Source organism: Pseudomonas sp. UBT, assembly GCF_050915955.1.
GTDB lineage: Bacteria > Pseudomonadota > Gammaproteobacteria > Pseudomonadales > Pseudomonadaceae > Aquipseudomonas > Aquipseudomonas antarctica_A.
The window spans coordinates 1,105,489-1,127,531 of the sequence record NZ_CP168079.1 but is presented as its reverse complement, the minus strand read 5'-3'; the positions used below and the strand labels follow the sequence as shown (position 1 = coordinate 1,127,531).

The window sequence follows — 22,043 nt, the reverse complement described above, 5'->3', positions numbered from 1 at the left end:
CTCATACGCTCCGCAACATGCGCCACAAGGTGAAGCAGCCCAACAGCTGCATGATCAGCGCCACGAACAACAGCATGCGCCCGGTGCCGTCGTTCCACATGGTCATCAGGTAGGCGGGGTTCACCGCCAGGAAGTAGCCGATCATCGAGATCGGCAGGGCGGTGAGCACATAGGCGGTCACCCGGGTTTCGCCGGTCAGGGCGCGTAGCTGGCGAGCGGCCTGCTCGCGCTCGCGGATCATCTTGATCAGGTTTTCCAACAATTCACTGGCGTTGCCGCCATAGCGGTGGTTGACCTTCAAGCCCAACGCGAACAGCCGAAACTCATCACGCTCGTAGAACTCGGCAAAGTCGTGGGCGGACTCCGGCAGGCTGACACCCAGCTGCACATTGCGCCGGATACGGCCCATGGCCTCTTGCAGCGGGTCCTCAGTGATCTCGATACCGCCCAGCACCGCATCGGCCAAGGTTCGCCCGGCCTTGAGGCTGCGTACCGTATGGTCGAGCAATTGCGGCAGCTGTTCGATCATGCGCTTGATGCGTCGTTGGTAGCGCCAGGCGATGTACAGGCGCAACAACAACAGCGGCAATACCAGCATCACCAGCAGGCCGACCCAGCCGGCGACCAACCCCCCCAGCACTACGCCCAGGCCCCACATCGTCAGCCACAGGCCCAAACTGTCGGTGGGTTTGCCCAGGCCCGCACGCAGGAACATTTTTTCCACGCCACTCCACTGGCCGGCTTCTTCGGTCAGCTGCGGTTGGCCTTCGGCGAGCCGTCCCAGCACGCGCTCGGTCTGGGCGCGGCGCAGGCCGTTTTGAAAGGATCGAATCGACAGGCCGATCAGGATCAGGCAGATGAGCAGCAGGATGGCCCCGGTCATGGTTGTGCCTCCTTCAAGGCAGTGTCGGTTCGCGGCGCAGTTTTTCGCCGGCAGGGTTGACCGCCTCGCGCAGAAAACCGAAGCCGGTACGCCGGTCATGCCGGAACAGGGTGTTGGTCACGTAGACGTCTTCGCGGATGCCCACCACCTCGACCACTTCACTGACGCAACGACGCCCGTCCGGCAGGCGGGTCAGTTGGATCACCACGTCCAGGGCCGCGCAGATCATTTGCCGCAGGGTTTTCTCCGCCACCACGCGGCCGGTCAACCCCACCAGGGTTTCCAGGCGCAGCAGCGCATCGCCGGCGTTGTTGGCATGCACGGTGCTCATGGAACCGTCGTGGCCGGTGTTCATGGCGGTCAGTACATCGAGCACTTCCACCCCTCGGATCTCGCCGAGAATAATGCGGTCGGGGCGCATCCGCAGGGCGTTGCGGATCAGGTCGCTGGCCTTGACCTCGCCGTGGCCCTCCGCGTTCGGCGGGCGGGTTTCCAGGCGCACGACGTGCGGGTGGCCCAGTTGCAACTCGGCCACGTCCTCGATGGTCACCAGGCGTTCATGGGGGTTGATCAATTGGCTGAGGATATTCAGCAGTGTGGTTTTACCGGTGCCGGTGCCGCCGCTGATCAGGATGTTGCAGCGCTTGCCGACTGCTTCCTGGAGGAAGTCGAAGATGTTCTGGTCGATGGTCTGCATCGCGACCAGGTCGCTGCTCTTGAGCATGTCCTTGCGAAATTTACGAATCGACAGGCAGGGCCCATCGAGGGCGATCGGCGGGATGATCGCGTTGACCCGGCTGCCATCGGGCAGGCGGGCGTCGACCATCGGCGATGACTCATCCAGGCGCCGGCCCAGCGGTGCGAGGATGCGTTGCATCACCCGCTCAACGTGGTGCGAATCGATAAAGCGCAGGTCGCTCAGGTGCAGCAAACCGTCACGTTCGATAAACACGCGGTGTGGGCCATTGACCAGGATTTCTGTCACGGACGGGTCGCGCAGCAGCACTTCCAGCGGGCCGAAACCGGTCAACTCGTCGACGATTTCTTCGGCCAGGCGCTCCATCTCATAACGGGAAATCGCCAGGTGCATGCGGTTGATGTATTCAGCGACTTTGTCGATGACAAACTGCGCCAACAGCTGGCGTGAGCCCTCCAGCAGGTTTTTTCCCGACTCTTCGATGGCATCGATGATGTAACGATGCAGCACCAGCTTCAGCCCGTCGTGGTCGGTGTTGCCAGCGAGCCCGCGAGCCGGTGTGCCAAAGAGTTTTTCGCCGTTCATTTGCCTGTTCTCAGTAAGCGTTCAAGCCAGGTGTTGGACGGTTTCTTCATGCCTTCCGAACGCTTTGCCAGCCGCTCCCCAAGGGTTTTCAGCGCGAGGGTCAGGCTTTCTCGAGGGGCCAGTGTGAACAGGGTCTGCCCCTGGTTCTTGGCGTTAAGGCGCACCTCCGGGCTCAACGGCAACACGGCGATCACTTCCAGCCCGAAGCTTTTGCCCAAGGCCTCGGAGTCGGGCGCGCAGCCTTTGATATAGCGGTCGACCAAGAGCTTGGCGTGCTCCAGTTTCATGCCCTTTTCGCGCCACTGCTTTAGCACGCCGAGGTTGCGACGGCAGTCCAGTACGCTCTGGTCGGTGCACCACAACAGCTTGTCGCAGTGGCTGACAAACGTGCGCAGCGCTTCGCTGTCCGGCTGGCCGGCGAGGTTCACCACAATGTGCTGGAAGTGCTGGCGCAAGGCACTGAGCAGCATGTAGAGCTCGGCGGCGCTGGTCAGCTCCAGGGGCTCGTCGTTGGGGGCATAGGCAAGGATGCGCAGACCGTCTTCGGCTGAGGTAAACGCGCTGTTGATCAGGGTGGTGTCCAACCGCCTGAGGTGGCGCAGGGCATCGCCGAAATTGAATGAGCTTTCCAGCCCCAGCAGCGCCAGGCTGTCGCCGCGGGGCAGGCCCAGGTCCAGCAGCAGGGTTTGCTGGCCGCTCTTTTGCACGACCAACGCCAAATGGCTGGCCAGCAGGGCGCCGTCGGCATTGCTTTGGGTGCCGTACATCACGGTAAGGCCGCCCAGTTGGGTATTGGTGGTGACCGGTGGCAGGCGCTTGCTCAGGCGGCGCACCAGCCCGGCGACTTCGCTGGAGCGTGAACCGTAGGCGACAAAATCCCGGGCGCCGGCGCGCATTGCATTGAGCACCAACTGGTTGTCCATGCCGTCACCGAGGGCGACGATGGCCAGCATCGGCTTGGCTTCCAGTGCACCTTCGATCAGCGCGCTTTGGGCGACCACGTGTTCACGGTCGAGACCGATAAACACCAGGTTGGCGAAGGTTACATCCACCAGCGCCAGCAACTCGTCCAGGGTGCCGCTACCGGCACTGACCACTTGGCCAAGCGGCGCCAGCGCGCCCTGCAGCCATTCCAGGTCGGTGGTATTGCGCGTGATTGCCAGAAACGTCTGGCTCAGGCTATCGCTCATTGGGACAAACCATTGAGTCGGTCGAAATTACCGTTTTCCAGAAAGTACAGGCGGTACCAGTTCGGGTCGTAGTTGCGCAGCTTCTCGCCCGGCAAGGATGGCAACTGGGCATTGGCTGCCAATGGCTGCACCAGGTGTGGCGTGACAATCATCAGCAGCTCTTTGTCCTGGCGGTTAACCGAGGAGTCGCGAAAGAACGCACCCAGGATCGGGATGTCACCGAGGCCAGGAAATTTGCTGATATTGGTGGTGTTGTTGCTGCTGATCAGGCCGCTGATCACGAAGCTTTCGCCGTCTGCCAGCGACACGCTGGTGTCGGTGCGGCGGATGGTCAGGGCCGGTACCGAGATGTTCTGGATGACCACCGCGTTGGTGTAGTCCAGTTCGCTGACTTCCGGTGCCACTTTGAGGGAGATCCGGTTGTGGTCGATCACTGTCGGGGTCAGGGTCAGGCGAATCCCGAACTCCTTGTACTCGATCGAGATGCTGTTGCTGCCGCTGCTGGGCACCGGAATCGGCACTTCGCCGCCCGCGAGGAACGTTGCGCTCTGGCCACTCATGGCCACCAAGCTCGGACGCGCCAGGGTGTAGGCAAAACCGCTGCTTTCCAGGGCGTTGATCATGGCCGACACACGCCCGCCACCGAAGCCGATATTAAAGGTATCGCCGTTGACCGGGAGGTTGCCGCGAAACGCCGTACTCACCGGGTTGGCCACGTTGCTGGGGCTGCCGAACAGGAAGTTGCCGCCGCGCCCGAAGATCGACGTACTGGCTTCCTTGAGCTTGGTGCGGCTGACCTCGACAAAACGAATGTCGGTCTGCACCTGGCTGGGCAGCAGTGGGTCATCGGAAGGCGACAGTGCGAGGCTGGTGAGGGCTGATGTGGCCTTGCCCTTGACGAACACCATGCTCTGGCGCGGCGTGTTCGAGCAGGCTGTCCAGACCATCAGGCTCGTGGTGCCGGAGGCCACACCGGTGAGCAGGAAACCGCGATCCCCGTTGAGGTGGACATCGGCAATTTTCGGGTCGCCTATCGCCAGGCGCGTGATCGCGACCGGTGATTGCAGCTCCTGTTGCAGGCCCTCGCCAACCGAGAGTGCTGCGGGCAGTTGGCCCAAACTGCCACAGTTGCCTGGGGCGGCCACGGCCACTCCTACAGACAAGTTCGACAGCATCAGGGCACAGGCGATTTTCAGCGTGAACACCGGTGCGAAACGTCGGCTCATGCACAGCATCCTTGTTCAGTCGGGTGTTTGTTGGGTTGCTTGATTGCCGCGTATCACTTCGACACCGGTGCGGCGTGGGCTGCCCTGGGCGAGTTTTTTCGGGGCTTGGGCGAAGGCCAGTTGAGTGAATTGGTAGAGGTCGCGGTTGGCGCTTTGCAGGTTGCCCGGCGCATTGCTTTCGCCGGCCCAGTAGTGGCTCAGCAAGCGTTCATCGGCGCTGCGCACGGCCAGGCGCAAGGTGCCAGCCTGGGTCGCCAGCATCAGTCGGCTCAGCAGTTGCTCGGGCACCGCCAGCACCACGGTGCGAGAGGGCGCGTGGCGTTGGGCTTTTTCTTCTGCGGTGAGCGCCGGTGGTGTGGCAGGGGCACCGTCGTTGGTCAGGCCCATTTGATCGCCGACGCTGAGCAGGCGCATGGCCGGGACCACCACTTGTGCCGATTGTTCGAGGTTGGCAGCGTCCTGGCGCAGGTACAGCAGCACATCCACGTAGTCGCCGGGACTCAGTTGGCCAGCGGCACCAATCACTTCATCGACGGCGACGGCCAGGGCGCGTTCGTCCGGGCGGATCATGCGGGCCAGCGGGCCGCCGGGGGTGAAACTGTCGTCGTTCAGCCAGGTGCCGGCGCGCAGGGCTCGCCAGGGTGTGCGGCCGATGGCCTGGTCAACACTGGTCAAGCTGCCGGCCGGTACGGTGCGCAGTTTCTCCACGGTTAAATCGGTGGCATTCAGCGCAACAAACGGCGGCACATCGTGGGCCAGTACCACCACCGGTTGGCGGGTTTGATCTTCCACCACGGCAACCGCTTTTTCGACAGGTGCGGCCTGTGGCGGCGGGGGTGGGGCAGGGGCAGGTTGACGACTGAGCACCAGCCCCCAATAACCGGCAAACAGCGCACCGACCAAAAGCACACCGGCCAGTATCATGCTGAAACGCGTGTTCATGACGGCTCTCCCTTTCCTGTTGCACCAAAAACCGCCTATCCAAACAGGCTAAATCCGCCACCTGGCTGCTGTGAACGGTAACTAACTATTTAGCTATTTGAAGGTAGTTCAGCTAGGACAAAATGCCATTACTGACAGAAACATTTCTTTGCGGCGCAGGAAGCGGCCTTTGAAATCGAGGGTTTAAGGGGGCAGCAAAGCAACCACTACTTTGTGATTAATCCCTTCTTACAGTTGTGAGGGTGAGGTTTGTTGACAATGCTCAGATGGCACATAGCAATTACTGTGCAGCACCGAGGCAGGGCGTCTGGTCGCCCAAGGAGCATTCCGATGATTCTTGATCTGTTGATTAAACTTCATGTTCAACTTCAGTTACTTTTTCATCGCAAGGATGGCGCGACGGCGATTGAATACCTCATTCTCGTGGCGATTGTAGCATTGGTAATACTGGCAGCTGGGACGACGCTGGGGCCGAAGATCACTACATTCTTCGGGAAAATCCAGACGGCCATTACGACAACGTAATCATAACTGCGAGTAGCGTGAGCAAAACCTTGATATGGCGTCATGTCGCCAGAGGAGAAGTAAGATGGTCTTTAATCTGTTGATGAGACTGTATGTTCAACTCCAGGTGTTTTTTCAGCGCAAGGACGGCGCAACGGCGATTGAATACCTTATTCTCGTTGCAATTGTAGCGCTGGTGGTACTGGCGGCCGGGACTACGCTGGGACCTCAGATTACGACCTTCTTTGGTAAAATTCAGACCGCCATTACTACTACATGAGTTTTAGACGGCCTCCTGTTGAGTACACGCGTTGTTGAATGGAAACATCAGGTAGTGCCTATGAATGCTGCAGCTATACCTTGCCGCCAACAGATCCTGTTGGTGGACGACGAAGAAGATGCCCTCGTTGAACTGGCGGAGTCGCTGGAGAACGAGGGCTTCGTTTGTTTTACGGCAACCTCCGTCACCTTTGCCTTGCAGGAATTGACCCTGCACCCCGATATCGCGCTGGTCATTACCGACCTGCGGATGCCCGAGGAAAGTGGTATCTCGCTGATCAAGCGTTTGCGCGAACACACGGCTCGTCAACACCTGCCGGTGATTGTGATGTCGGGCCATGCCGAAATGGATGACGTCAGCGATATGCTGCGCCTGCAAGTGCTGGATCTGTTTCGCAAGCCTATTTACCTGAAGCGCTTGTTCGATACCCTCGACAGCCTTTTCCCCCTGAGAAAGTCCTCCCTGTGAGAGGGCTTTAAAGCCCTCTGCACAGTCTCCTCATTCAGAGTTGATAGCTGAAGCTCAGCGTATAACGCGGCCGCCGATTGAAGCTGTCCAGCGCGATGTCCGACATCGGTTTGGCCGCTTCCAGCGCAATGTTGTAGTACTTGTTATCGCCAAAGCGCACGCCCACGGCAGCCGATGACAGGTCATTGCTTTTGGCCGGCAGCTCGTTGAACCAGGTCTTGGCACGGTCGAGCACCACATAGGGTTGCACGACCTTCAGCCAATCGCCGGCGCGGTTGAAACTGTAGTTGACCTCATACGCCGCGCCCCAGCCCTTGTCGCCCGACGCTTGATCATCGGGGTATCCACGGCCGAAGTTCTGCCCGCCGAATGTGGCGCGCTCGCTGTCGGGCAAGGTGCTGTCGCTCCAGTAGAACGCCCCCGACAGCACGCCTTGCCAGTTATCGAAGAACTTGTCGCTCTGCACGCCGGAGAGGCGCAGGCGGAAGAAGTCCAGGTCCGGTTTGGTCACCGCCAGGTCACTGCGCGTGGTGGCGCCCAGGCCGTTGATGCCTTGGTAAAGCCCGGCGCTGAGGATACGCAGTTGCCGCGTGTCGGACTTGCGCCAGTCGCCCTCGAAAGCCAGGGCGCGCAGGTTGGTTTCGATGTCGAAACGCTGCGGGTAGCCCACCAGTTGATAGCGCGTGGTTTGGTCCACCGCGTACAGGCGTGTAGCCACGGTCAGTGATTCATTCGGTGAGGCAATCAGCGGATGGCTGAGGCCGATGGTGTAGCGATCAATCGATTGATGCGGTTTGAGTTCGAAGCCACCGTCCAGCTGGATGTTGCTTTTGGGGTCGGCGCGATAGCGCTCGGCGCCCACCACCACTTGGCTGCCCTCGGCATTGATGAACTGGCTGTAGCCCACGCGGTAGTAATGCTCTTTGTCGTCACCCGGTGGGAACAAACCACTGACGTAGAGTTGCTCGCCCATCGACGTCTGGGAGTTGCTGGTGGCGGTGAGCAACGCTTGCGTGCCGTTACGGTTGTCGTCGACCAGGCTCATGCTGGTGGTGAAGGGTTTGCGCGTGGCTTCGATCTTCATGTGCGCGGCCCCATCGGTGGTGCCCGGCGGCGGCACTTGCGCTTGCAGGGTTACACCGGGGATACGCCCCATCAGGGTGGTATAGCGCTCGAACGTCTTGCGCGTGAGAGGGCGTTCGGCCATGAGCTTGTTGGCCAGTTTGTCGATGTAGGCCGACACCGCGCCGATGTCACCGCTTTGCTGGTAATCCTTGATGTACCCCTCCACCAATACCACGCGCACCAGGCCATTTTCGAAGGTCTGTTGCGGCAAGAACGCGTAGGACAACAGGTAGCCGTCCTGTTGATAGCGACGCGTGATGCTGCGGGTGGCTTCGATCAATTGCGCGAGGTTGGTTTCATGGCCGAGCAACGCAGCGTAAGCCTTGGCCGTTTCGGTCAGTGGGTAGATCGTGCCGCCCTCGATCTGCAGCTTGCGGATGGTGACTTTGGTGTCCATCTGCAACGGCTGGTTCTGGGTGGCGGGCGCTTGCGGCACCTGGGTTTGTGGCGTGACGGGTCGATAGGCGTCGGCAGGTAGGTTAGGCACCGGCAGATTGCGAATGGTGTCGTTGCTGTTGAGGAAGCTGGGAAGGGTCTCGGCCTGAACGTAAGCACTGAGGGTAAGTAATAACAACGGAGTCAACACGCGCATAGGACACTCCATGGTCAGACTGCAGCAGCGTCTCGGGCCCGCCGGGTTCTGGGACGCGGTTCGGGAGGGCATGGCATCAAGCCCATAAAAAAGACGAGAGACTTATAGGGTCTCTCGTCTCAACCAAGCGTAGGCGCTGTAGGGGAGGCCGTCTAATCGGCCAGGTGCAATTCTATTTTTTACCGGTCAGACCGTTTAACAAACCTCCCAGACCACCACTTGTGCCGGTGCTTGCGCTGCCACTGGCCGGGGCGCTGGTGCCGGCGCCGACGGTCAGACCGCCGAGCAGGCCACCACCGCTGCCGGTACCGCCGGTGACCAACCCACCTACCGCGCCCACGGTGTTGCCGACTGCGGTGACGGTGGTGCCTACGGCGTTAGTCACCGGGTTGGCGTTGGCTGCGGTCAACGTTGTGCCGACACCGCTGACTGCACCGCCGACTTGCGTTACCAGACCGTTGACCGGCGCGCCGACGCCTGTGGTAGTGCCGACATTTTGCGTCAGGCTGGAAACACCTGTTGTCACAGGGTTCAGGGCTGCGCCGACGGTAGTGGCCACGCTTGCAACCGGCGCCGTGGCGGCCGTATTGGCGACGCCATTACCACCGATCACGGTGCCGAGCGAGGCGACGGTGCCGCCCAGTGCGCCGCCGGTTACACCTGCTGCGCTGACAGTGCCATTGGTGTTACCGGCATTCAGACCGTTACCCACGTTGGCCACCAGGCCACCCACCAATTCTGGCAAGCCTGAGGCTGGCGCAGTGCTGGCGGGAGCGACATAACCGCCGGACTTGTCGAGCACGCTGCCAACGCCGGTCAACGCACCGCCCACGACAGTCGTGACAGGGTTGCCCGCACCGCCGGCACTGGCCACTTGACCACCCACGCCTGTGACGGTACTGCCGACTTTATTCAGCAGGCCATTGACCGGAGTGCCCAGGCCGGTGGCAGTGCCGAGGTTGCCGGTGGTGTTTTCCACCAGGGAAACCACAGGCACCAGCACTTTGCTGCCAACCGTATTCGTCAACGAGCCCAATGGGCCAGTGGTACTGGCGGTGCTGAGGGTATCGCCGAGCATGGTGACTGCCTGACCGGCAGTGCTAACCAGGCCGCCCGCTGCTGTGCCTACGCCACCAGTCAAGCCGCCCACCACCGGCACGCCACTCAGCGTGGTGCCCAAGGATTGGCCCGCAGTGGAAACACCGGTGCCCAGGTTGGCGACGCCGTTGCCTACGCCAGCAACCGTTTTGCCCAGGGAATTGCTGTCGGTACCCAGGGAGCCCAGGCCTGTCGTCACACCGGTGCCGATACTGGTGACGGCATTGCCAGTGGACGTGACCAGGCCGCCAGCGGTAACGCCGACAATTGGAACTCCATTCAAGCTCGAACCAATGTTGCCCACCGCTGTACCTACGTTACCGACAGTGGTGCCCAGAGCGCCGACAATCTGGCCTGTTACCAGAGGTGTAGTTATCGAGCCAGTGCCGCCGCCTGTGCCACCGCCAGTTCCGCCACCGGTTCCGCCGCCCGTGCCGCCACCGGTTCCGCCGCCCGTGCCGCCACCGGTTCCGCCGCCTGTGCCACCACCAGTTCCGCCGCCTGTGCCACCACCAGTTCCGCCGCCTGTGCCACCGCCAGTGCCACCACCGGTTCCGCCACCAGTGCCACCGGTTCCGCCGCCCGTGCCACCGCCCGTGCCACCGCCCGTGCCACCGCCAGTACCGCCGCCAGTGCCACCGGTTCCGCCGCCCGTGCCGCCGCCAGTGCCACCACCGGTTCCGCCGCCCGTGCCTCCGTCAGTACCGCCACCGGTTCCACCGCCCGTACCGCCACCAGTACCGCTGCCCGTGCCGCCGTCAGTACCACCGCCGGTTCCGCCACCCGTTCCGCCCGAGCCGCCACCTGTGCCCGCGCCTGTTCCCGCACCTGCGTCAGGAGAGGATGCCGCCACGCTGCTGTGATGCCCGCCACCGCCGCTGCTGCAGCCACCGAGGCTCATCGCCATGATCAGGGCCAGCGCGGTACTTGTTTTCCATAACACTACTTGAGTTTGAGTTTTCATGATTGAGTTCCCTTGCACCTGTACAACCTTGGTTGTTTCAAACGCTCGTTATTTCTTGGGATAGCGATACGTTTGTCCGTGTGGTTATCACAGACCCGGGGACTCTTTCTCGCAACGCTCAACTTGGTATTAACGATTTATATACACAAGGTCTTAATCGGCTTAATAGCTAATACGAAGGGTGTAATAGAGGGGCGTCTAAAGTTAGCGATGCTTTACATATCAGTGGGTTGAATAAAAAAGCGGACGCCAGGGCGTCCGCTATAACTTAGGGTGTATATATACAATTAAATGGCGCGTTTCACGCAATCGGGCGCCACTTGCCCGCCATATGCTGAAGGTCACCCGTTCCCTTTAACAGCAACTCGCCGCTGGCACCTGCGGCACGGGTCAGTAAGATGACTTCACTGGGCAGGCGGACGGGCTTGTTGAATTCGACCTCTATTTCAACATTGGCAGCAGGCAAATACTCATTCAGCGCGGCCAGCGTTCGTGCCAGGCTCCACAGCCCGTGGGCAATTGCTTGCGGGAAGCCGAAGAGCTTGGCCGTCAACGCACTCAGGTGGATCGGATTGTAGTCGCCGGATACCCGGGCATATCGGCGACCGATATCGGCGGGTGCTTTCCAGCGGGCCAACTCGCTGACGTCAGCGGAGGCCGACATGTGATCATCGTGCGTTGTGCCTTCCAGTTTCACCCCGCGACAGAGCATTCGGCTCTCGGCTTCCCACAACAGACCCAGCGAATCCTCCACCGTGGTCACGATATCAAAGGTCGCTCCCTTGGCATGGGGTTGGAGGTTGTTCGCGTACACCCCCACCATCAGGTTGCTCACTCCCCCCAACGGGCGATGGATGCGGATGCGGTTGCTCAGGTGAATCAGCCCCAGCAGCGGGAACGGAAACTGATTGTCGGTGAGTAATTGCATTTGCAAACCGAACGCCAGGACATGTGGGTACGTGCCCGGCAGAACCGGGCTGTCCGCAAACCCGCAGACCTTGCGATAAGCGGCCACGTCCTCGGGGTTCACGCGCAGGTGGCAGCGCAGCCCTGCATCAGGCAACGTACTGCCGGTGATCTTGCGCTTGAGCGCGGCCCGCCAGTACAGCGGCGGCAGAAACGGGGTGCTGTCTAATGTCTGCCACTCCATGCTTACGCTCCCAGCAGGCTTTGCCCGCACACCCGCAACGCTTGGCCGCTGACGGCTCCAGAACCCGGCTGGCCGAGCCAGGCCACGGCTTCGGCCACGTCTTGCGGCAAGCCACCCTGGCCCAGTGAGCTCATGCGGCGCCCGGCCTCGCGCAGGGCGAAGGGAATGTGCGCGGTCATCTGGGTTTCGATAAAACCAGGGGCGACCGCGTTGATGCTGATGCCGCGTTCTTTGAGCAAGGGTGCCCACGCCTGTGCCAGGCCGATCAAGCCGGCCTTGCTGGCGGCATAATTGGTTTGCCCACGGTTGCCGGCAATGCCGCTGATGGAAGCCAGCAGCACCACACGACCATTATCGTGCAGCGTGCCGCTGTCCAGCAGGGCTTTGGTCAGCACTTGCGGCGCGTTGAGATTCACCGCCAGCACGGCGTCCCAGTATTCCGGGGTCATATTGGCCAGGGTTTTATCGCGGGTGATGCCGGCGTTGTGCACCACGATGTCGATGCCGTCCGGCAGGTGTTCGACTAATTGCGCAGCGGCGTCATCGGCGCAGATATCCAGCACGATAGTGCGCGCACCCAGGCGCGCGGCAAGGGCGTCGAGATCAGCCTTGGCCTGGGGCACGTCCAGCACGATCACTTCGGCACCGTCGCGGGCCAGGGTTTCGGCAATGGCGGCGCCAATGCCACGCGCGGCGCCAGTGACCAGCGCCTTGCGCCCGGCCAGCGGGCGAGTCCAATCCTCGACCGGCGTGGCGCAGGCTTGCAGGCGAATCACCTGGCCGGAGATATAGGCACTTTTGGGTGAGAGGAAAAAGCGCAGAGCGCCTTCCAACTGGTCTTCGGCGCCTTCGCCGACATACAACAATTGCAGCACGCCGCCGCTGCGCAGCTCCTTGGCCAGGGACCGGCTGAAGCCTTCGAGGGCACGCTGTGCGCTGGCGGCGAACGGATCGCTGAGGGTTTCCGGGGCGCGGCCAAGGATCACCACGTGGGCGCTGTGCTCAAGATTTTTCAGCAACGGCTGAAAGAACTCGCGCAGCTGTTTGAGCTGGTCGGTGTGCTGCAAGTCGCTGGCATCGAACACCACGGCCTTGAGTTTGGGGCCATGCCCGGGGATCCACGCGGGCGCTGCCAATGGCTCGGGGCCGTAGCTGTAAATGGCGTCGGTGAGTTTATTGGCAAACGGCAGCACCTTGGCCGCGAGCGCGCCGCCGCCCAGCAACAGCGCACCTTCCACCGGACGCAGGCGCCCGGCCTGCCAGCGTTCCAGGCGTACCGGTGACGGCAGGCCAATGGCGGCGACCAGGCGATGGCCGAGGCTTGAGTTGGCGAAGTCGATATAACGGTCAGACATGGAACGCTCTCCGAGTGCTGGGGTTCAAACGGTGGACCATCAAGAGGTGAAAGTCGTTCGATTGAGCCTAGGCTAGTCTCACAGACTCACCTCATAACCTTCAGGGAGCTTTCCATGACTCAATTGCGCCGTGTAGCGATCATTGGCGGTAATCGCATCCCCTTCGCCCGCTCCAATGGCCCTTATGCCACGGCGAGTAATCAGGCGATGTTGACGGCGGCGCTGGAAGGCCTGATCGAACGCTACAACCTGCACGGCCTGCGCATCGGCGAGGTGGCGGCGGGTGCGGTGCTCAAGCATTCACGGGATTTCAACCTGACCCGCGAGTGCGTGCTGGGCTCGCGCCTGTCGCCGCAAACGCCGGCGTACGACATTCAGCAGGCGTGCGGCACCGGCCTGGAAGCTGCGTTGCTGGTGGCCAACAAGATCGCCCTGGGCCAGATCGAATGTGGGATTGCCGGTGGCGTCGACACCACGTCCGACGCGCCTATCGGGGTGAATGAGGGGCTGCGCAAGATCCTGCTGCAAGCCAACCGCAGCAAGTCCATGGCGGATAAGTTAAAAGTCTTGTTACAACTTCGTCCGCATCACCTCAAACCGGAACTGCCGCGTAATGGCGAGCCGCGCACCGGCTTGTCGATGGGCCAGCACTGCGAGTTGATGGCGCAGACCTGGCAAATCCCCCGCGCCGAGCAGGATCAACTGGCGCTGGAGAGCCACCAGAAAATGGCCGCGTCCTACGCCGAAGGCTGGCACAACGATTTACTCACGCCCTTTCTGGGTCTTACCCGTGACAACAACTTGCGCCCGGACTTGACCCTGGAAAAACTCGCCAGCCTCAAACCGGTGTTCGAACGCAGCGAAAAGGGCACGCTCACCGCCGGCAACTCGACGCCGCTGACCGACGGCGCCTCCCTGGTATTGCTGGGCAGTGAAGCCTGGGCCAAGGAGCGGGGTTTGCCGATCCTCGCCTACTTGCGCGATGGTGAAGCGGCCGCGGTGGATTTCGTCAACGGTGCCGAAGGGCTATTGATGGCGCCGGTGTACGCCGTGCCGCGCCTGCTGGCGAGGAATGGCCTGACATTGCAGGACTTCGATTACTACGAGATTCACGAAGCGTTCGCTGCCCAGGTGTTGTGCACGCTCAAGGCCTGGGAAGATGCCGACTACTGCAAGACGCGCCTGGGGCTGGATGCGCCGCTGGGCGCCATTGACCGCAGCCGGCTGAACGTCAAAGGCAGTTCATTGGCGGCCGGGCACCCGTTTGCCGCCACCGGCGGGCGCATCGTCGCCAATCTGGCCAAATTGCTGGATGCAGCGGGCAAGGGCCGCGGGCTGATTTCGATCTGCGCCGCCGGCGGTCAGGGGGTGACGGCGATCATCGAACGGTAATTGCCGACAAAATTGGCCTATTGCATGCATTCTTCAGTGGTCAGAGGTCGGTAGCCCCTCCCACCGGCGAGCTGATTGCCGTATAACGAGTGCCATACGCGTATTTGGTAATAAAGGACCCACAATAAAAGCTGATGAAGACTCCTAAACGCATTGAACCCCTGATCGAAGACGGTCTGGTCGACGAAGTGCTGCGCCCACTCATGAGTGGTAAAGAAGCAGCTGTTTATGTGGTGCGCTGCGGCAACGAATTGCGTTGCGCCAAGGTTTACAAGGAGGCTAATAAACGAAGTTTTCGTCAGGCGTCCGAATACCAGGAAGGCCGCAAGGTCCGCAACAGCCGCCAGGCCCGGGCCATGGCCAAGGGCTCCAAGTTCGGCAAGAAAGAAACCGAAGACGCCTGGCAGAACGCTGAAGTCGCGGCATTATTCCGTCTGGCGGGTGCGGGCGTTCGCGTGCCCAAGCCGTACGACTTCCTTGAAGGCGTGCTGTTGATGGAACTGGTGGCCGACGAATACGGCGATGCGGCCCCGCGCTTGAACGACGTCACGCTGGAGCCGGACCAGGCGCGCGAATACCACGCCTTCCTGATTTCCCAGATCGTACTGATGCTGTGTACCGGCCTGGTGCACGGTGACCTGTCCGAGTTCAACGTACTGCTCACGCCGACGGGCCCGGTGATCATCGACCTGCCCCAGGCGGTGGATGCGGCGGGCAACAACCACGCGTTCAGCATGCTGGAGCGGGATGTGGGCAACATGGCTTCCTACTTCGGGCGCTTTGCCCCGGAGTTGAAGACGACCAAGTACGCCAAGGAAATGTGGGCGTTGTATGAAGCCGGCACCTTGCACCCGGCCAGCATCTTGACCGGCGAGTTCGACGAGCCGGAAGAGTTGGCGGACGTGGGCGGTGTGATCCGCGAGATCGAAGCGGCGCGGCTGGATGAAGAGCGTCGCCAGGCGATACGGGCGGCGGATGATGCGCCTGCGAGTAAAGTGCCCGACGAGCCACCGCCGCCGCCCTGGATGCAGTAAGGCTCAGTACGGCGATCGAATGTGGGAGCTGGCTTGCCTGCGATAGCATCACCGCGGTGTAACTGACATACCGAGGTGTCTGCATCGCAGGCAAGCCAGCTCCCACAGGTGTGTTGTGTGCATCCGCTCAGGCGCAACAACTGCCCGACGCCAACTCCTTGAGAATCGGACAATCCGGCCGATGATCGCCCTGGCAGTGCTCCACCAGGTCCTGCAACGTATCGCGCAGTTGCCCCAGCTCCAGAATCTTCTGATTCAGCGCCTCGATGTGCTGGCGCGCCAAGGCTTTTACGTCGGCGCTGGCCCGCTGCCGGTCTTGCCACAAGGTCAGCAGCTTGCCGACCTCTTCCAACGAAAACCCCAAGTCCCGCGAGCGTTTGATAAACGCAAGCGTGTGCAAGTCGTCGGCGCCATACACCCGATAGCCGCTGTCGGTGCGGTGCGCGGCTTTGAGCAGGCCGATGGATTCGTAATAGCGAATCATCTTCGCGCTCAGCCCGCTCTGACGGGCTGCCTGGCCGATGTTCATGGGTGTTGATCCTCCAAATCCTTGGGCTTCCAGGTTTTCAACAGTAACGCATTGCTCACCACACTGACGCTGGACAAGGCCATGGCCGCACCCGCCAATACCGGGTTGAGGAAGCCGAACGCCGCCAGCGGAATACCGATCAAGTTATACACAAAGGCCCAGAACAGGTTCTGACGGATTTTGGCGTAGGTCTTGCGGCTGATCTCCAGCGCGGCCGGCACCAGGCGTGGGTCGCCGCGCATCAGGGTGATCCCGGCCGCGTGCATCGCCACGTCGGTGCCGCCGCCCATGGCGATACCGATGTCGGCGGCGGCCAGGGCCGGGGCGTCATTGATGCCGTCGCCGACCATTGCCACTGCACCGTTTTTTTTCAGCTCGGCGACGGTGGCGGCCTTATCGGCGGGAAGGACTTCGGCGTGTACATCGTCGATACCCAGGGCTTCGGCCACCACACGAGCACTGCCGCGGTTGTCGCCGGTGAGCAAATGGCTGCTGATGTGCTCGGCCTTGAGTTGTGCCACCGCCTCCAGTGCGCCGGGCTTGAGGGTGTCGCCAAAAGCGAACAGCCCCAGCACACGGGGTTGTGCGCCTTGTTCGATCAACCAGGATAACGTGCGGCCTTCGGCTTCCCACGCCTTGGCGGACTCGGCCAGGTTGCCTGCATTCAAGCCGTTTTCTTCCAGCATTCGGCGGTTGCCCAGCGCCAGTTGCTGGCCGTCAAGCGTGCCGGCAATGCCGCGCCCGGTCAGCGATTGGCTGGCGCTCACATCCGCCACGTGCAGCCCTTTTTCGCTGCAGGCATCCAGTACGGCCTTGGCCAATGGGTGCTCGCTGCCGCGTTGCAGCGCGCCGGCTTGTTGCAGCAGCAGAGCCTCATTACCGTCCATCGCCGCCAAATGCGCAATTTTCGGCGTGCCGGACGTGAGGGTGCCGGTCTTGTCGAAGACCACGGCGCTGACATCATGGGCGCGCTCCAGCGCTTCGGCATCTTTGATCAGAATGCCGTAGCGCGCGGCGACGCCGGTGCCGGCCATGATCGCCGTCGGTGTGGCCAGCCCCAATGCGCACGGGCAGGCAATTACCAGCACAGCGACGGCATTAATGATCGCGGTTTCCAGAGGCGCACCGTACAGCCACCAGCCCACCAATGTGATCAGCGCCAGCACCAGCACGGCGGGCACAAAGACTTGACTGACCTTATCCACCAGTTTCTGGATCGGGGCTTTGGCCGCCTGGGCGTCTTCCACCAGGCGGATGATCTGTGCCAACACACTTTCCCCACCGACAGCCCGGGTGCGCACCAACAAACGGCCCTCACCGTTGATGGCGCCGCCGGTGACCTTGTCACCCGGCTGTTTCGGCACGGGCAGGCTTTCGCCGCTGATCAAGGCTTCGTCGGCATGGCTCTGGCCGTCTACCACTTCCCCGTCGACCGGGAAGCGTTCGCCGGGCTTCACCAGCACCAGGTCGCCGAGCTTTAACGCGCCGATGGCGACGTCTTCTTCGCGTCCTTCAAGCACGCGAATCGCGCGCTCGGGGCGCAAGGCTTCGAGGGCGCGGATGGCACTGGCGGTCTGGCGTTTGGCGCGGCTTTCCAGGTACTTACCGAGCAGCACCAGGGCGATCACCACGGCGGAGGCTTCGAAGTACAGATGCGGCAGGGTGCCTGCGGGCGCGGTGAGCCATTCATACAGGCTCAGGCCGTAACCGGCGCTGGTACCGATGGCGACCAGCAAATCCATATTGCCGGCGCCGGCGCGCACGGCTTTCCAGGCGGCGATATAGAAACGCGCGCCCAAAATGAACTGCACCGGCGTGGCCAGGGCGAACTGCACCCAGGCGGGGAGCATCCAGTGCAGGCCGAAGGGCTCCACGAGCATCGGTAGAACCAACGGCAGTGCTAATACAATCGCCAGCAGCAACGCCCAACGCTCGCGGTACAGGCGTTGGGCTTGATTGGCGTCGGTGACGGTTTCGCTTTGGGGCAGCGTGGCGGTGTAACCGGCTTTGTCGACGGCGGCGATCAATACTGCGGGGTCCATTTTGCCCAGCACTTCGACATGCGCGCGTTCATTGGCCAGGTTGACGCTGACGCTTTGCACCCCTGGCACTTTGCCCAACGCCCGCTCGACGCGGCCGGCACAGCTGGCGCAGGTCATGCCGCTGATGGGCAGGTCAAATGTGGTGGGTCCATTCATGGGGCAGTCCTCCAGAAGAAGTTGCCCCTAGAATCAACCTTGACCTGTGGGGAAGGTCAAGCGCCTTTAATATTCCAGTGCAGCGGGTTTCAGGTACATGCCGTCCGGGCCTTGGGCGATCCGCAACTTGCGTATGTCGCCGGCTTTCAGCGTGATGTTCTGCGCCGGCGGGGCGAGCATGCCCGGCAGGCAACCAGGCGATTGGCCCGGCAGCAGCTTCAGGCGCAGCGACACATTGCCAGCAGGCAAGTTAAACGAGGTGGCCTGTTCCTGAAACAGACGCCCGGCCAACTGGTCCTGAATGTAGAGGCCGATCTCGCAGTTGGTCGGTACTTCCAGGCGTTCGCGGGAGATGATCAGCACCGCATAATCCTCATCGGCGCAGGCCATGGGCGCAGCGGCAGACAAGCTCAACAGGCCGATAAGGCTAAAAAACGACCAGCGCATGGCGAATGCTCCGTGGTTCATATCTAAGAGAAATGAAGCTTGGCCGAGGCGGCGGCTGAATACCAGCCCGGCCGACAGTTTCAACGCTTGACCTTGCCATCGTGGCAAGGTCAAAACTGGCCACAACCTCATCAAAGGAGTCATCTCATGCAAGTATTCAGCGTTGAAGGAATGACCTGCGGCCATTGCGTCCGGGCGGTTACCCAGGCGGTGCAAAGCCAGGACCCGGCGGCGAGCGTCAAGGTCGACCTGGCGGCGAAAGCAGTGAGTGTTGAAAATAGTCATCTGTCTGCCGATCAGGTCATCAGCCTGATCACTGAAGAAGGCTACAACGCCAAGCTTGCTTGAGTTTTTTGATAGTTAGCGAGCTATCGTAATGTTCAGGGCACCCAAGCACGGCTAGACTGTCGGGCTGCCGACTCACTTGGGTGTCTGATGAACCTCCGCATAATCCTGATCCTGGGCGCCTTGAGCGCCTTCGCGCCGTTGGCGATCGACTTTTACCTGCCGGGCTTTCCGGCAATGGCCACGGCTTTCGCGACCGATGAAAAACATATCCAGCTGACCCTGGCGGTGTATTTCGGCGGCCTGGCCATCGGCCAATTGATTTACGGCCCACTGGCGGACCGCTTTGGTCGGCGCGTGCCGCTGCTCAGCGGCGTCACCCTGTTTACCTTGGCGTCCTTCGCCTGCGCTTATGCGCCGTCGTTGGAATGGCTGATCGGCGCGCGCTTCGTGCAGGCCCTTGGTGGCTGCGCGGGCATGGTGATTTCACGGGCGGTAGTCAGCGATAAATGTGATGCCGTGGGTTCGGCCAAGGTTTATTCGCAACTGATGCTGGTCACCGGCTTGGCGCCGATCCTCGCACCTTTGGCGGGTGGGGTGATGGTCGGGTTGTGGGGTTGGCAGTCGATCTTCCTGGCGTTGTCGGTGTTCAGTGTCATGGCGGCCATTGCCGTGGCCGTCGGGTTGCCGGAAACCTTTCCGGCCAACCAGCCTCGCCAGCCGTTGTCCGGGTCACTGCGCCGCTACGCCGCGCTGTTGTCAGACCGGGTTTACCTCGGCTACGCCTTGACCGGCGGCATCTCGATTGCCGGGATGTTTGCCTACATCGCCGGCTCACCGTTCGTATTCATCAAGCTGTACGGTGTGCCTGCCGAGCATTACGGCTGGCTGTTCGGCTCCAACGCCGCCGGCTTTATCCTGGTAGCACAGCTCAATGCGCGCTTGCTGGCCAAGCGTGGCCCGGCGTTTTTGCTGTCGCGCACGGTGTGGGTCTACGTAGCGGCAGCGTTGACGCTGCTGGGCATTGCCGCCCTGCGCACTGAAGCCTTGTGGCCATTGCTGGTGCCGCTGTTTATCTGCATCGCAAGCCTGGGCTGCATTTTGCCTAACACCTCGGCCTGCGCCATGAGCGGGCAGGGTGCGCGGGCCGGCAGTGCGTCGGCGCTGCTTGGCTGCATTCAGTTTGGTGTGGCGGCGGGCGCGGCGTCGCTGGTGGGCGTATTGCATGACGGCACGGCCATGCCGATGGCGATTGTCATCAGCGTGTGCGGTGTGTTGGCAGTGACCATTGCAATGTCGACCCAGCGCCTGCAACGGGCGAGGGCCGCACAGGCGCAGGTCTGAGGTACGGATCAGCCGGCGGCGGAACGTTGCTGGCTGAGGGGAATGCGGTGGGGCGCCTGGATACGCGCCTGCAGGGTGTCGGCAAAGGCACGGGCCTCGGCTTCATTGCGGAAGGTGAAGGCGTCGCCGTCGAGGCTGACTTGCCATTTGTTGCCTGGGGATTTTGCTAACGCTCTTATCAGGATCTTCATTGCTGACTTCCTCACGTAAAAGAATCGTGGCAAAGGCGGCCAATATAAACCCGAATGCGCTCACAAATATGACAAAGATCAACTCTCTGACTAGCGGTGTGGTCCATTACTCACATGAATAATGGACCACACCGACAGACTTTCTATTAGAACCCTTCCAGCACAATCTTGCCCTTGGCCTTGCCGCTTTCCAGCAGCGCATGGGCGCGGCGCAGGTTTGCCGCATTGATCACACCGAAGTGCTCGCCCACCGTGGTTTTCAAGGTGCCGGCGTCGATCAGTTCTGCCACGCGGTTGAGCAGGTTGTGTTGTTCGATCATGTCCGGCGTCTCGAACATCGAGCGTGTGTACATGAACTCCCAGTGCAGCGACAGGCTCTTGCGCTTGAGCTTGCTCACATCCAGCGCCTTGGGGTCGTCGATCAACGCGAGCTTGCCTTGAGGTTCCAGGGCTTCCACCAGTTGGTCCAGGTGATGGTCGGTCTGGGTCAGGCTGGCGACGTGGGTCACGTGTGGGTGGCCGGCGTTTTTCAGCGCTTCGCTCAACGGTTGGCTGTGATCGATCACCAGGTCGGCGCCGAGCGCCTTTGCCCATTCCTGGGTTTCCGGGCGCGAGGCGGTGCCGATGACTTTCAGCGCGGTGAGCTGGCTGGCCAGTTGGGTCAGGATCGAACCCACACCGCCAGCGGCGCCGACGACCAGCAGGCTCTGGCCTTCGTCCTGTTTCCCTTCACGTACTTGCAGGCGCTCAAACAGCAGCTCCCAAGCGGTGATGGCGGTCAGCGGCAGCGCGGCGGCATCGCTGAAACCCAGGCTTTTGGGCATGTGGCCGACGATGCGTTCATCCACCGTGTGCAGCTCGCTGTTACCGCCCGGGCGGACCAGGGAGCCGGCGTAGAACACCTTGTCACCGGCTTTGAACAACGTCACTTCGCTGCCGACGGCCTTGACCACACCGGCCACGTCCCAGCCCAGCACCTTGGCGGCGCCATTTTCCGGGGCTACGTTCTGGCGCACTTTGGTGTCCACCGGGTTGACCGAGATGGCTTTGACCTCCACCAGCAAGTCGCGTGGGCCGGCGACGGGCTCTGGCAGTTCGATGTCTTGCAGGGATTTTGGATCGTTGATCGGCAGTGAGGCGTAGTAGGCAATAGCTTTCATGGGGACTCCGGAAAAAGGCGGTAATCAGGCGAGAAACTTCAGGCGCTTGAGTTCGAAGTGTTCGATCACATCGGCAGCCTTGGCGCGGAAGTTCTGGATATGCGGGCTCTGGTCGTGATCGGCCAGCGCTGCCTCGTCACTCCAGCGTTCGAGCATGTAGAAGGTCTCGGGGTGTTGCAGGTCCTGATGCAGGTCGTACTGCTCGCAACCGGCTTCGAGGCGGGTCGGTTCCAGCAAATCGCGCAACAGGGGCTCGAGGGTGGCGTGTTGGCCGGGTTTGGCGATCAGCGTGGCGATGACGTTAAAGGCAGCGGACATATTCGACTCCTGGCACGTGATGAACGGTATGGGCAGATGATTGGCTATTTCCCATCAAGATAAAAGCGGCTAAAACAGCAGTCTGT

Annotated in this window: 22 protein-coding genes; 7 read left to right on the top strand and 15 right to left on the bottom strand. The window is 61.6% G+C overall.

The annotated features are described in order from the left end of the window. Position 1: 1 nt before the first annotated feature. The 5 genes from ACDZ94_RS05310 to cpaB are packed head-to-tail and all read right to left on the bottom strand — an operon-like array spanning position 2 to position 5,523. The gene (locus tag ACDZ94_RS05310) at positions 2-883 is read right to left on the bottom strand and encodes a type II secretion system F family protein (RefSeq protein WP_064450506.1); all 882 of its coding nucleotides are present in this window, start codon (positions 881-883) and stop codon (positions 2-4) included. A gap of 13 nt (positions 884-896) precedes the next feature. Continuing rightward, a complete protein-coding gene (locus ACDZ94_RS05305) occupies positions 897-2,165 on the bottom strand; it encodes a CpaF family protein (protein ID WP_432751169.1) in 1,269 nt (422 codons plus the stop codon). After that, the gene (locus ACDZ94_RS05300; RefSeq protein ID WP_064450508.1) at positions 2,162-3,355 is read right to left on the bottom strand and encodes an AAA family ATPase; all 1,194 of its coding nucleotides are present in this window, start codon (positions 3,353-3,355) and stop codon (positions 2,162-2,164) included. The genes ACDZ94_RS05305 and ACDZ94_RS05300 overlap by 4 nt, the downstream gene beginning before the upstream one ends. Next, positions 3,352-4,581, bottom strand: coding sequence for a type II and III secretion system protein family protein (locus tag ACDZ94_RS05295; protein ID WP_064450509.1), 1,230 nt, complete (start codon positions 4,579-4,581; stop codon positions 3,352-3,354). Before ACDZ94_RS05295 ends, ACDZ94_RS05300 begins: the two co-directional genes overlap by 4 nt. Positions 4,582-4,596: 15 nt before the next feature. Further along, positions 4,597-5,523, bottom strand: a complete 927-nt coding sequence (cpaB, locus tag ACDZ94_RS05290) for a Flp pilus assembly protein CpaB (protein WP_432751168.1) — start codon at positions 5,521-5,523, stop codon at positions 4,597-4,599. Positions 5,524-5,853: 330 nt separating this feature from the next. Here cpaB and ACDZ94_RS05285 point away from each other — a divergent pair, with 330 nt between their 5' ends. The 3 genes from ACDZ94_RS05285 to ACDZ94_RS05275 all read left to right on the top strand — a co-directional run bounded on the left by ACDZ94_RS05285 (position 5,854) and on the right by ACDZ94_RS05275 (position 6,775). Further along, complete coding sequence (locus ACDZ94_RS05285; RefSeq protein WP_053254159.1) at positions 5,854-6,048, top strand: Flp family type IVb pilin; 195 nt, start codon at positions 5,854-5,856, stop codon at positions 6,046-6,048. Positions 6,049-6,112: 64 nt separating this feature from the next. Further along, positions 6,113-6,307 carry a Flp family type IVb pilin gene (locus ACDZ94_RS05280; protein ID WP_064450511.1) on the top strand — a complete coding sequence of 65 codons (195 nt, stop codon included), beginning with the start codon at positions 6,113-6,115 and terminating at the stop codon, positions 6,305-6,307. Between the two features lie 60 nt (positions 6,308-6,367). Continuing rightward, a complete protein-coding gene (locus ACDZ94_RS05275; protein ID WP_053254161.1) occupies positions 6,368-6,775 on the top strand; it encodes a response regulator in 408 nt (135 codons plus the stop codon). A 34-nt stretch (positions 6,776-6,809) separates the two neighbouring features. On the opposite strand, the gene ACDZ94_RS05270 is transcribed toward ACDZ94_RS05275, so the two are convergent. From ACDZ94_RS05270 to ACDZ94_RS05255, 4 genes are all read right to left on the bottom strand, one after another. After that, entirely contained in the window at positions 6,810-8,492 is a 1,683-nt protein-coding gene (locus tag ACDZ94_RS05270) for a ShlB/FhaC/HecB family hemolysin secretion/activation protein (RefSeq protein WP_064450512.1), read from the bottom strand. A gap of 172 nt (positions 8,493-8,664) precedes the next feature. Next, positions 8,665-10,554 carry a collagen-like triple helix repeat-containing protein gene (locus tag ACDZ94_RS05265; RefSeq protein ID WP_432751167.1) on the bottom strand — a complete coding sequence of 630 codons (1,890 nt, stop codon included), beginning with the start codon at positions 10,552-10,554 and terminating at the stop codon, positions 8,665-8,667. A 301-nt stretch (positions 10,555-10,855) separates the two neighbouring features. After that, the gene (locus ACDZ94_RS05260) at positions 10,856-11,704 is read right to left on the bottom strand and encodes a MaoC family dehydratase (protein ID WP_432751166.1); all 849 of its coding nucleotides are present in this window, start codon (positions 11,702-11,704) and stop codon (positions 10,856-10,858) included. Between the two features lie 2 nt (positions 11,705-11,706). Continuing rightward, a complete protein-coding gene (locus tag ACDZ94_RS05255) occupies positions 11,707-13,059 on the bottom strand; it encodes a 3-oxoacyl-ACP reductase (RefSeq protein ID WP_221293818.1) in 1,353 nt (450 codons plus the stop codon). A gap of 114 nt (positions 13,060-13,173) precedes the next feature. Here ACDZ94_RS05255 and ACDZ94_RS05250 point away from each other — a divergent pair, with 114 nt between their 5' ends. Then, positions 13,174-14,451, top strand: coding sequence for an acetyl-CoA C-acetyltransferase (locus ACDZ94_RS05250; protein ID WP_064450515.1), 1,278 nt, complete (start codon positions 13,174-13,176; stop codon positions 14,449-14,451). A 134-nt stretch (positions 14,452-14,585) separates the two neighbouring features. Beyond that, positions 14,586-15,485 (top strand): PA4780 family RIO1-like protein kinase, encoded by a 900-nt coding sequence (locus tag ACDZ94_RS05245; protein WP_221293819.1) that lies wholly within the window; start codon positions 14,586-14,588, stop codon positions 15,483-15,485. Between the two features lie 127 nt (positions 15,486-15,612). Here the strand turns inward: ACDZ94_RS05245 and cueR are convergent, their stop codons facing one another. From cueR to ACDZ94_RS05230, 3 genes are all read right to left on the bottom strand, one after another. Further along, positions 15,613-16,014, bottom strand: a complete 402-nt coding sequence (gene cueR / locus ACDZ94_RS05240) for a Cu(I)-responsive transcriptional regulator (RefSeq protein ID WP_221293820.1) — start codon at positions 16,012-16,014, stop codon at positions 15,613-15,615. After that, positions 16,011-18,212 carry a heavy metal translocating P-type ATPase gene (locus ACDZ94_RS05235; protein WP_432751165.1) on the bottom strand — a complete coding sequence of 734 codons (2,202 nt, stop codon included), beginning with the start codon at positions 18,210-18,212 and terminating at the stop codon, positions 16,011-16,013. The genes cueR and ACDZ94_RS05235 overlap by 4 nt, the downstream gene beginning before the upstream one ends. A 66-nt stretch (positions 18,213-18,278) precedes the next feature. Beyond that, positions 18,279-18,659: a hypothetical protein gene (locus ACDZ94_RS05230; RefSeq protein ID WP_053254169.1), complete on the bottom strand. Its 381-nt coding sequence runs from the start codon at positions 18,657-18,659 to the stop codon at positions 18,279-18,281. A gap of 147 nt (positions 18,660-18,806) precedes the next feature. On the opposite strand from ACDZ94_RS05230, the gene ACDZ94_RS05225 reads away from it, so the two are divergent. Both ACDZ94_RS05225 and ACDZ94_RS05220 read left to right on the top strand, forming a co-directional pair. Further along, on the top strand, positions 18,807-19,007 hold the full coding sequence (locus tag ACDZ94_RS05225; RefSeq protein WP_064450519.1) for a heavy-metal-associated domain-containing protein: 201 nt from the start codon (positions 18,807-18,809) through the stop codon (positions 19,005-19,007). An 87-nt stretch (positions 19,008-19,094) separates the two neighbouring features. Next, positions 19,095-20,288 (top strand): multidrug effflux MFS transporter, encoded by a 1,194-nt coding sequence (locus tag ACDZ94_RS05220; RefSeq protein WP_064450520.1) that lies wholly within the window; start codon positions 19,095-19,097, stop codon positions 20,286-20,288. An 8-nt stretch (positions 20,289-20,296) separates the two neighbouring features. Here ACDZ94_RS05220 and ACDZ94_RS05215 read toward each other — a convergent pair whose 3' ends face one another. The 3 genes from ACDZ94_RS05215 to ACDZ94_RS05205 all read right to left on the bottom strand — a co-directional run bounded on the left by ACDZ94_RS05215 (position 20,297) and on the right by ACDZ94_RS05205 (position 21,957). Beyond that, a complete protein-coding gene (locus tag ACDZ94_RS05215; protein WP_064450521.1) occupies positions 20,297-20,479 on the bottom strand; it encodes a hypothetical protein in 183 nt (60 codons plus the stop codon). A 146-nt stretch (positions 20,480-20,625) separates the two neighbouring features. Further along, positions 20,626-21,639, bottom strand: coding sequence for a zinc-binding alcohol dehydrogenase family protein (locus ACDZ94_RS05210; protein WP_221293822.1), 1,014 nt, complete (start codon positions 21,637-21,639; stop codon positions 20,626-20,628). Between the two features lie 24 nt (positions 21,640-21,663). After that, positions 21,664-21,957, bottom strand: a complete 294-nt coding sequence (locus ACDZ94_RS05205) for a putative quinol monooxygenase (protein ID WP_064450523.1) — start codon at positions 21,955-21,957, stop codon at positions 21,664-21,666. Positions 21,958-22,043: the final 86 nt, after the last annotated feature.

What these genes read in the sequence shown, in the direction of transcription:
- ACDZ94_RS05310 (WP_064450506.1), bottom strand. Translation starts at nt 883, where the DNA reads ATGACCGGGGCCATCCTGCTGCTCATCTGCCTGATCCTGATCGGCCTG.
- ACDZ94_RS05305 (WP_432751169.1), bottom strand. Translation starts at nt 2,165, where the DNA reads ATGAACGGCGAAAAACTCTTTGGCACACCGGCTCGCGGGCTCGCTGGC.
- ACDZ94_RS05300 (WP_064450508.1), bottom strand. Translation starts at nt 3,355, where the DNA reads ATGAGCGATAGCCTGAGCCAGACGTTTCTGGCAATCACGCGCAATACC.
- ACDZ94_RS05295 (WP_064450509.1), bottom strand. Translation starts at nt 4,581, where the DNA reads ATGAGCCGACGTTTCGCACCGGTGTTCACGCTGAAAATCGCCTGTGCC.
- cpaB (WP_432751168.1), bottom strand. Translation starts at nt 5,523, where the DNA reads ATGAACACGCGTTTCAGCATGATACTGGCCGGTGTGCTTTTGGTCGGT.
- ACDZ94_RS05285 (WP_053254159.1), top strand. Translation starts at nt 5,854, where the DNA reads ATGATTCTTGATCTGTTGATTAAACTTCATGTTCAACTTCAGTTACTT.
- ACDZ94_RS05280 (WP_064450511.1), top strand. Translation starts at nt 6,113, where the DNA reads ATGGTCTTTAATCTGTTGATGAGACTGTATGTTCAACTCCAGGTGTTT.
- ACDZ94_RS05275 (WP_053254161.1), top strand. Translation starts at nt 6,368, where the DNA reads ATGAATGCTGCAGCTATACCTTGCCGCCAACAGATCCTGTTGGTGGAC.
- ACDZ94_RS05270 (WP_064450512.1), bottom strand. Translation starts at nt 8,492, where the DNA reads ATGCGCGTGTTGACTCCGTTGTTATTACTTACCCTCAGTGCTTACGTT.
- ACDZ94_RS05265 (WP_432751167.1), bottom strand. Translation starts at nt 10,554, where the DNA reads ATGAAAACTCAAACTCAAGTAGTGTTATGGAAAACAAGTACCGCGCTG.
- ACDZ94_RS05260 (WP_432751166.1), bottom strand. Translation starts at nt 11,704, where the DNA reads ATGGAGTGGCAGACATTAGACAGCACCCCGTTTCTGCCGCCGCTGTAC.
- ACDZ94_RS05255 (WP_221293818.1), bottom strand. Translation starts at nt 13,059, where the DNA reads ATGTCTGACCGTTATATCGACTTCGCCAACTCAAGCCTCGGCCATCGC.
- ACDZ94_RS05250 (WP_064450515.1), top strand. Translation starts at nt 13,174, where the DNA reads ATGACTCAATTGCGCCGTGTAGCGATCATTGGCGGTAATCGCATCCCC.
- ACDZ94_RS05245 (WP_221293819.1), top strand. Translation starts at nt 14,586, where the DNA reads ATGAAGACTCCTAAACGCATTGAACCCCTGATCGAAGACGGTCTGGTC.
- cueR (WP_221293820.1), bottom strand. Translation starts at nt 16,014, where the DNA reads ATGAACATCGGCCAGGCAGCCCGTCAGAGCGGGCTGAGCGCGAAGATG.
- ACDZ94_RS05235 (WP_432751165.1), bottom strand. Translation starts at nt 18,212, where the DNA reads ATGAATGGACCCACCACATTTGACCTGCCCATCAGCGGCATGACCTGC.
- ACDZ94_RS05230 (WP_053254169.1), bottom strand. Translation starts at nt 18,659, where the DNA reads ATGCGCTGGTCGTTTTTTAGCCTTATCGGCCTGTTGAGCTTGTCTGCC.
- ACDZ94_RS05225 (WP_064450519.1), top strand. Translation starts at nt 18,807, where the DNA reads ATGCAAGTATTCAGCGTTGAAGGAATGACCTGCGGCCATTGCGTCCGG.
- ACDZ94_RS05220 (WP_064450520.1), top strand. Translation starts at nt 19,095, where the DNA reads ATGAACCTCCGCATAATCCTGATCCTGGGCGCCTTGAGCGCCTTCGCG.
- ACDZ94_RS05215 (WP_064450521.1), bottom strand. Translation starts at nt 20,479, where the DNA reads ATGAAGATCCTGATAAGAGCGTTAGCAAAATCCCCAGGCAACAAATGG.
- ACDZ94_RS05210 (WP_221293822.1), bottom strand. Translation starts at nt 21,639, where the DNA reads ATGAAAGCTATTGCCTACTACGCCTCACTGCCGATCAACGATCCAAAA.
- ACDZ94_RS05205 (WP_064450523.1), bottom strand. Translation starts at nt 21,957, where the DNA reads ATGTCCGCTGCCTTTAACGTCATCGCCACGCTGATCGCCAAACCCGGC.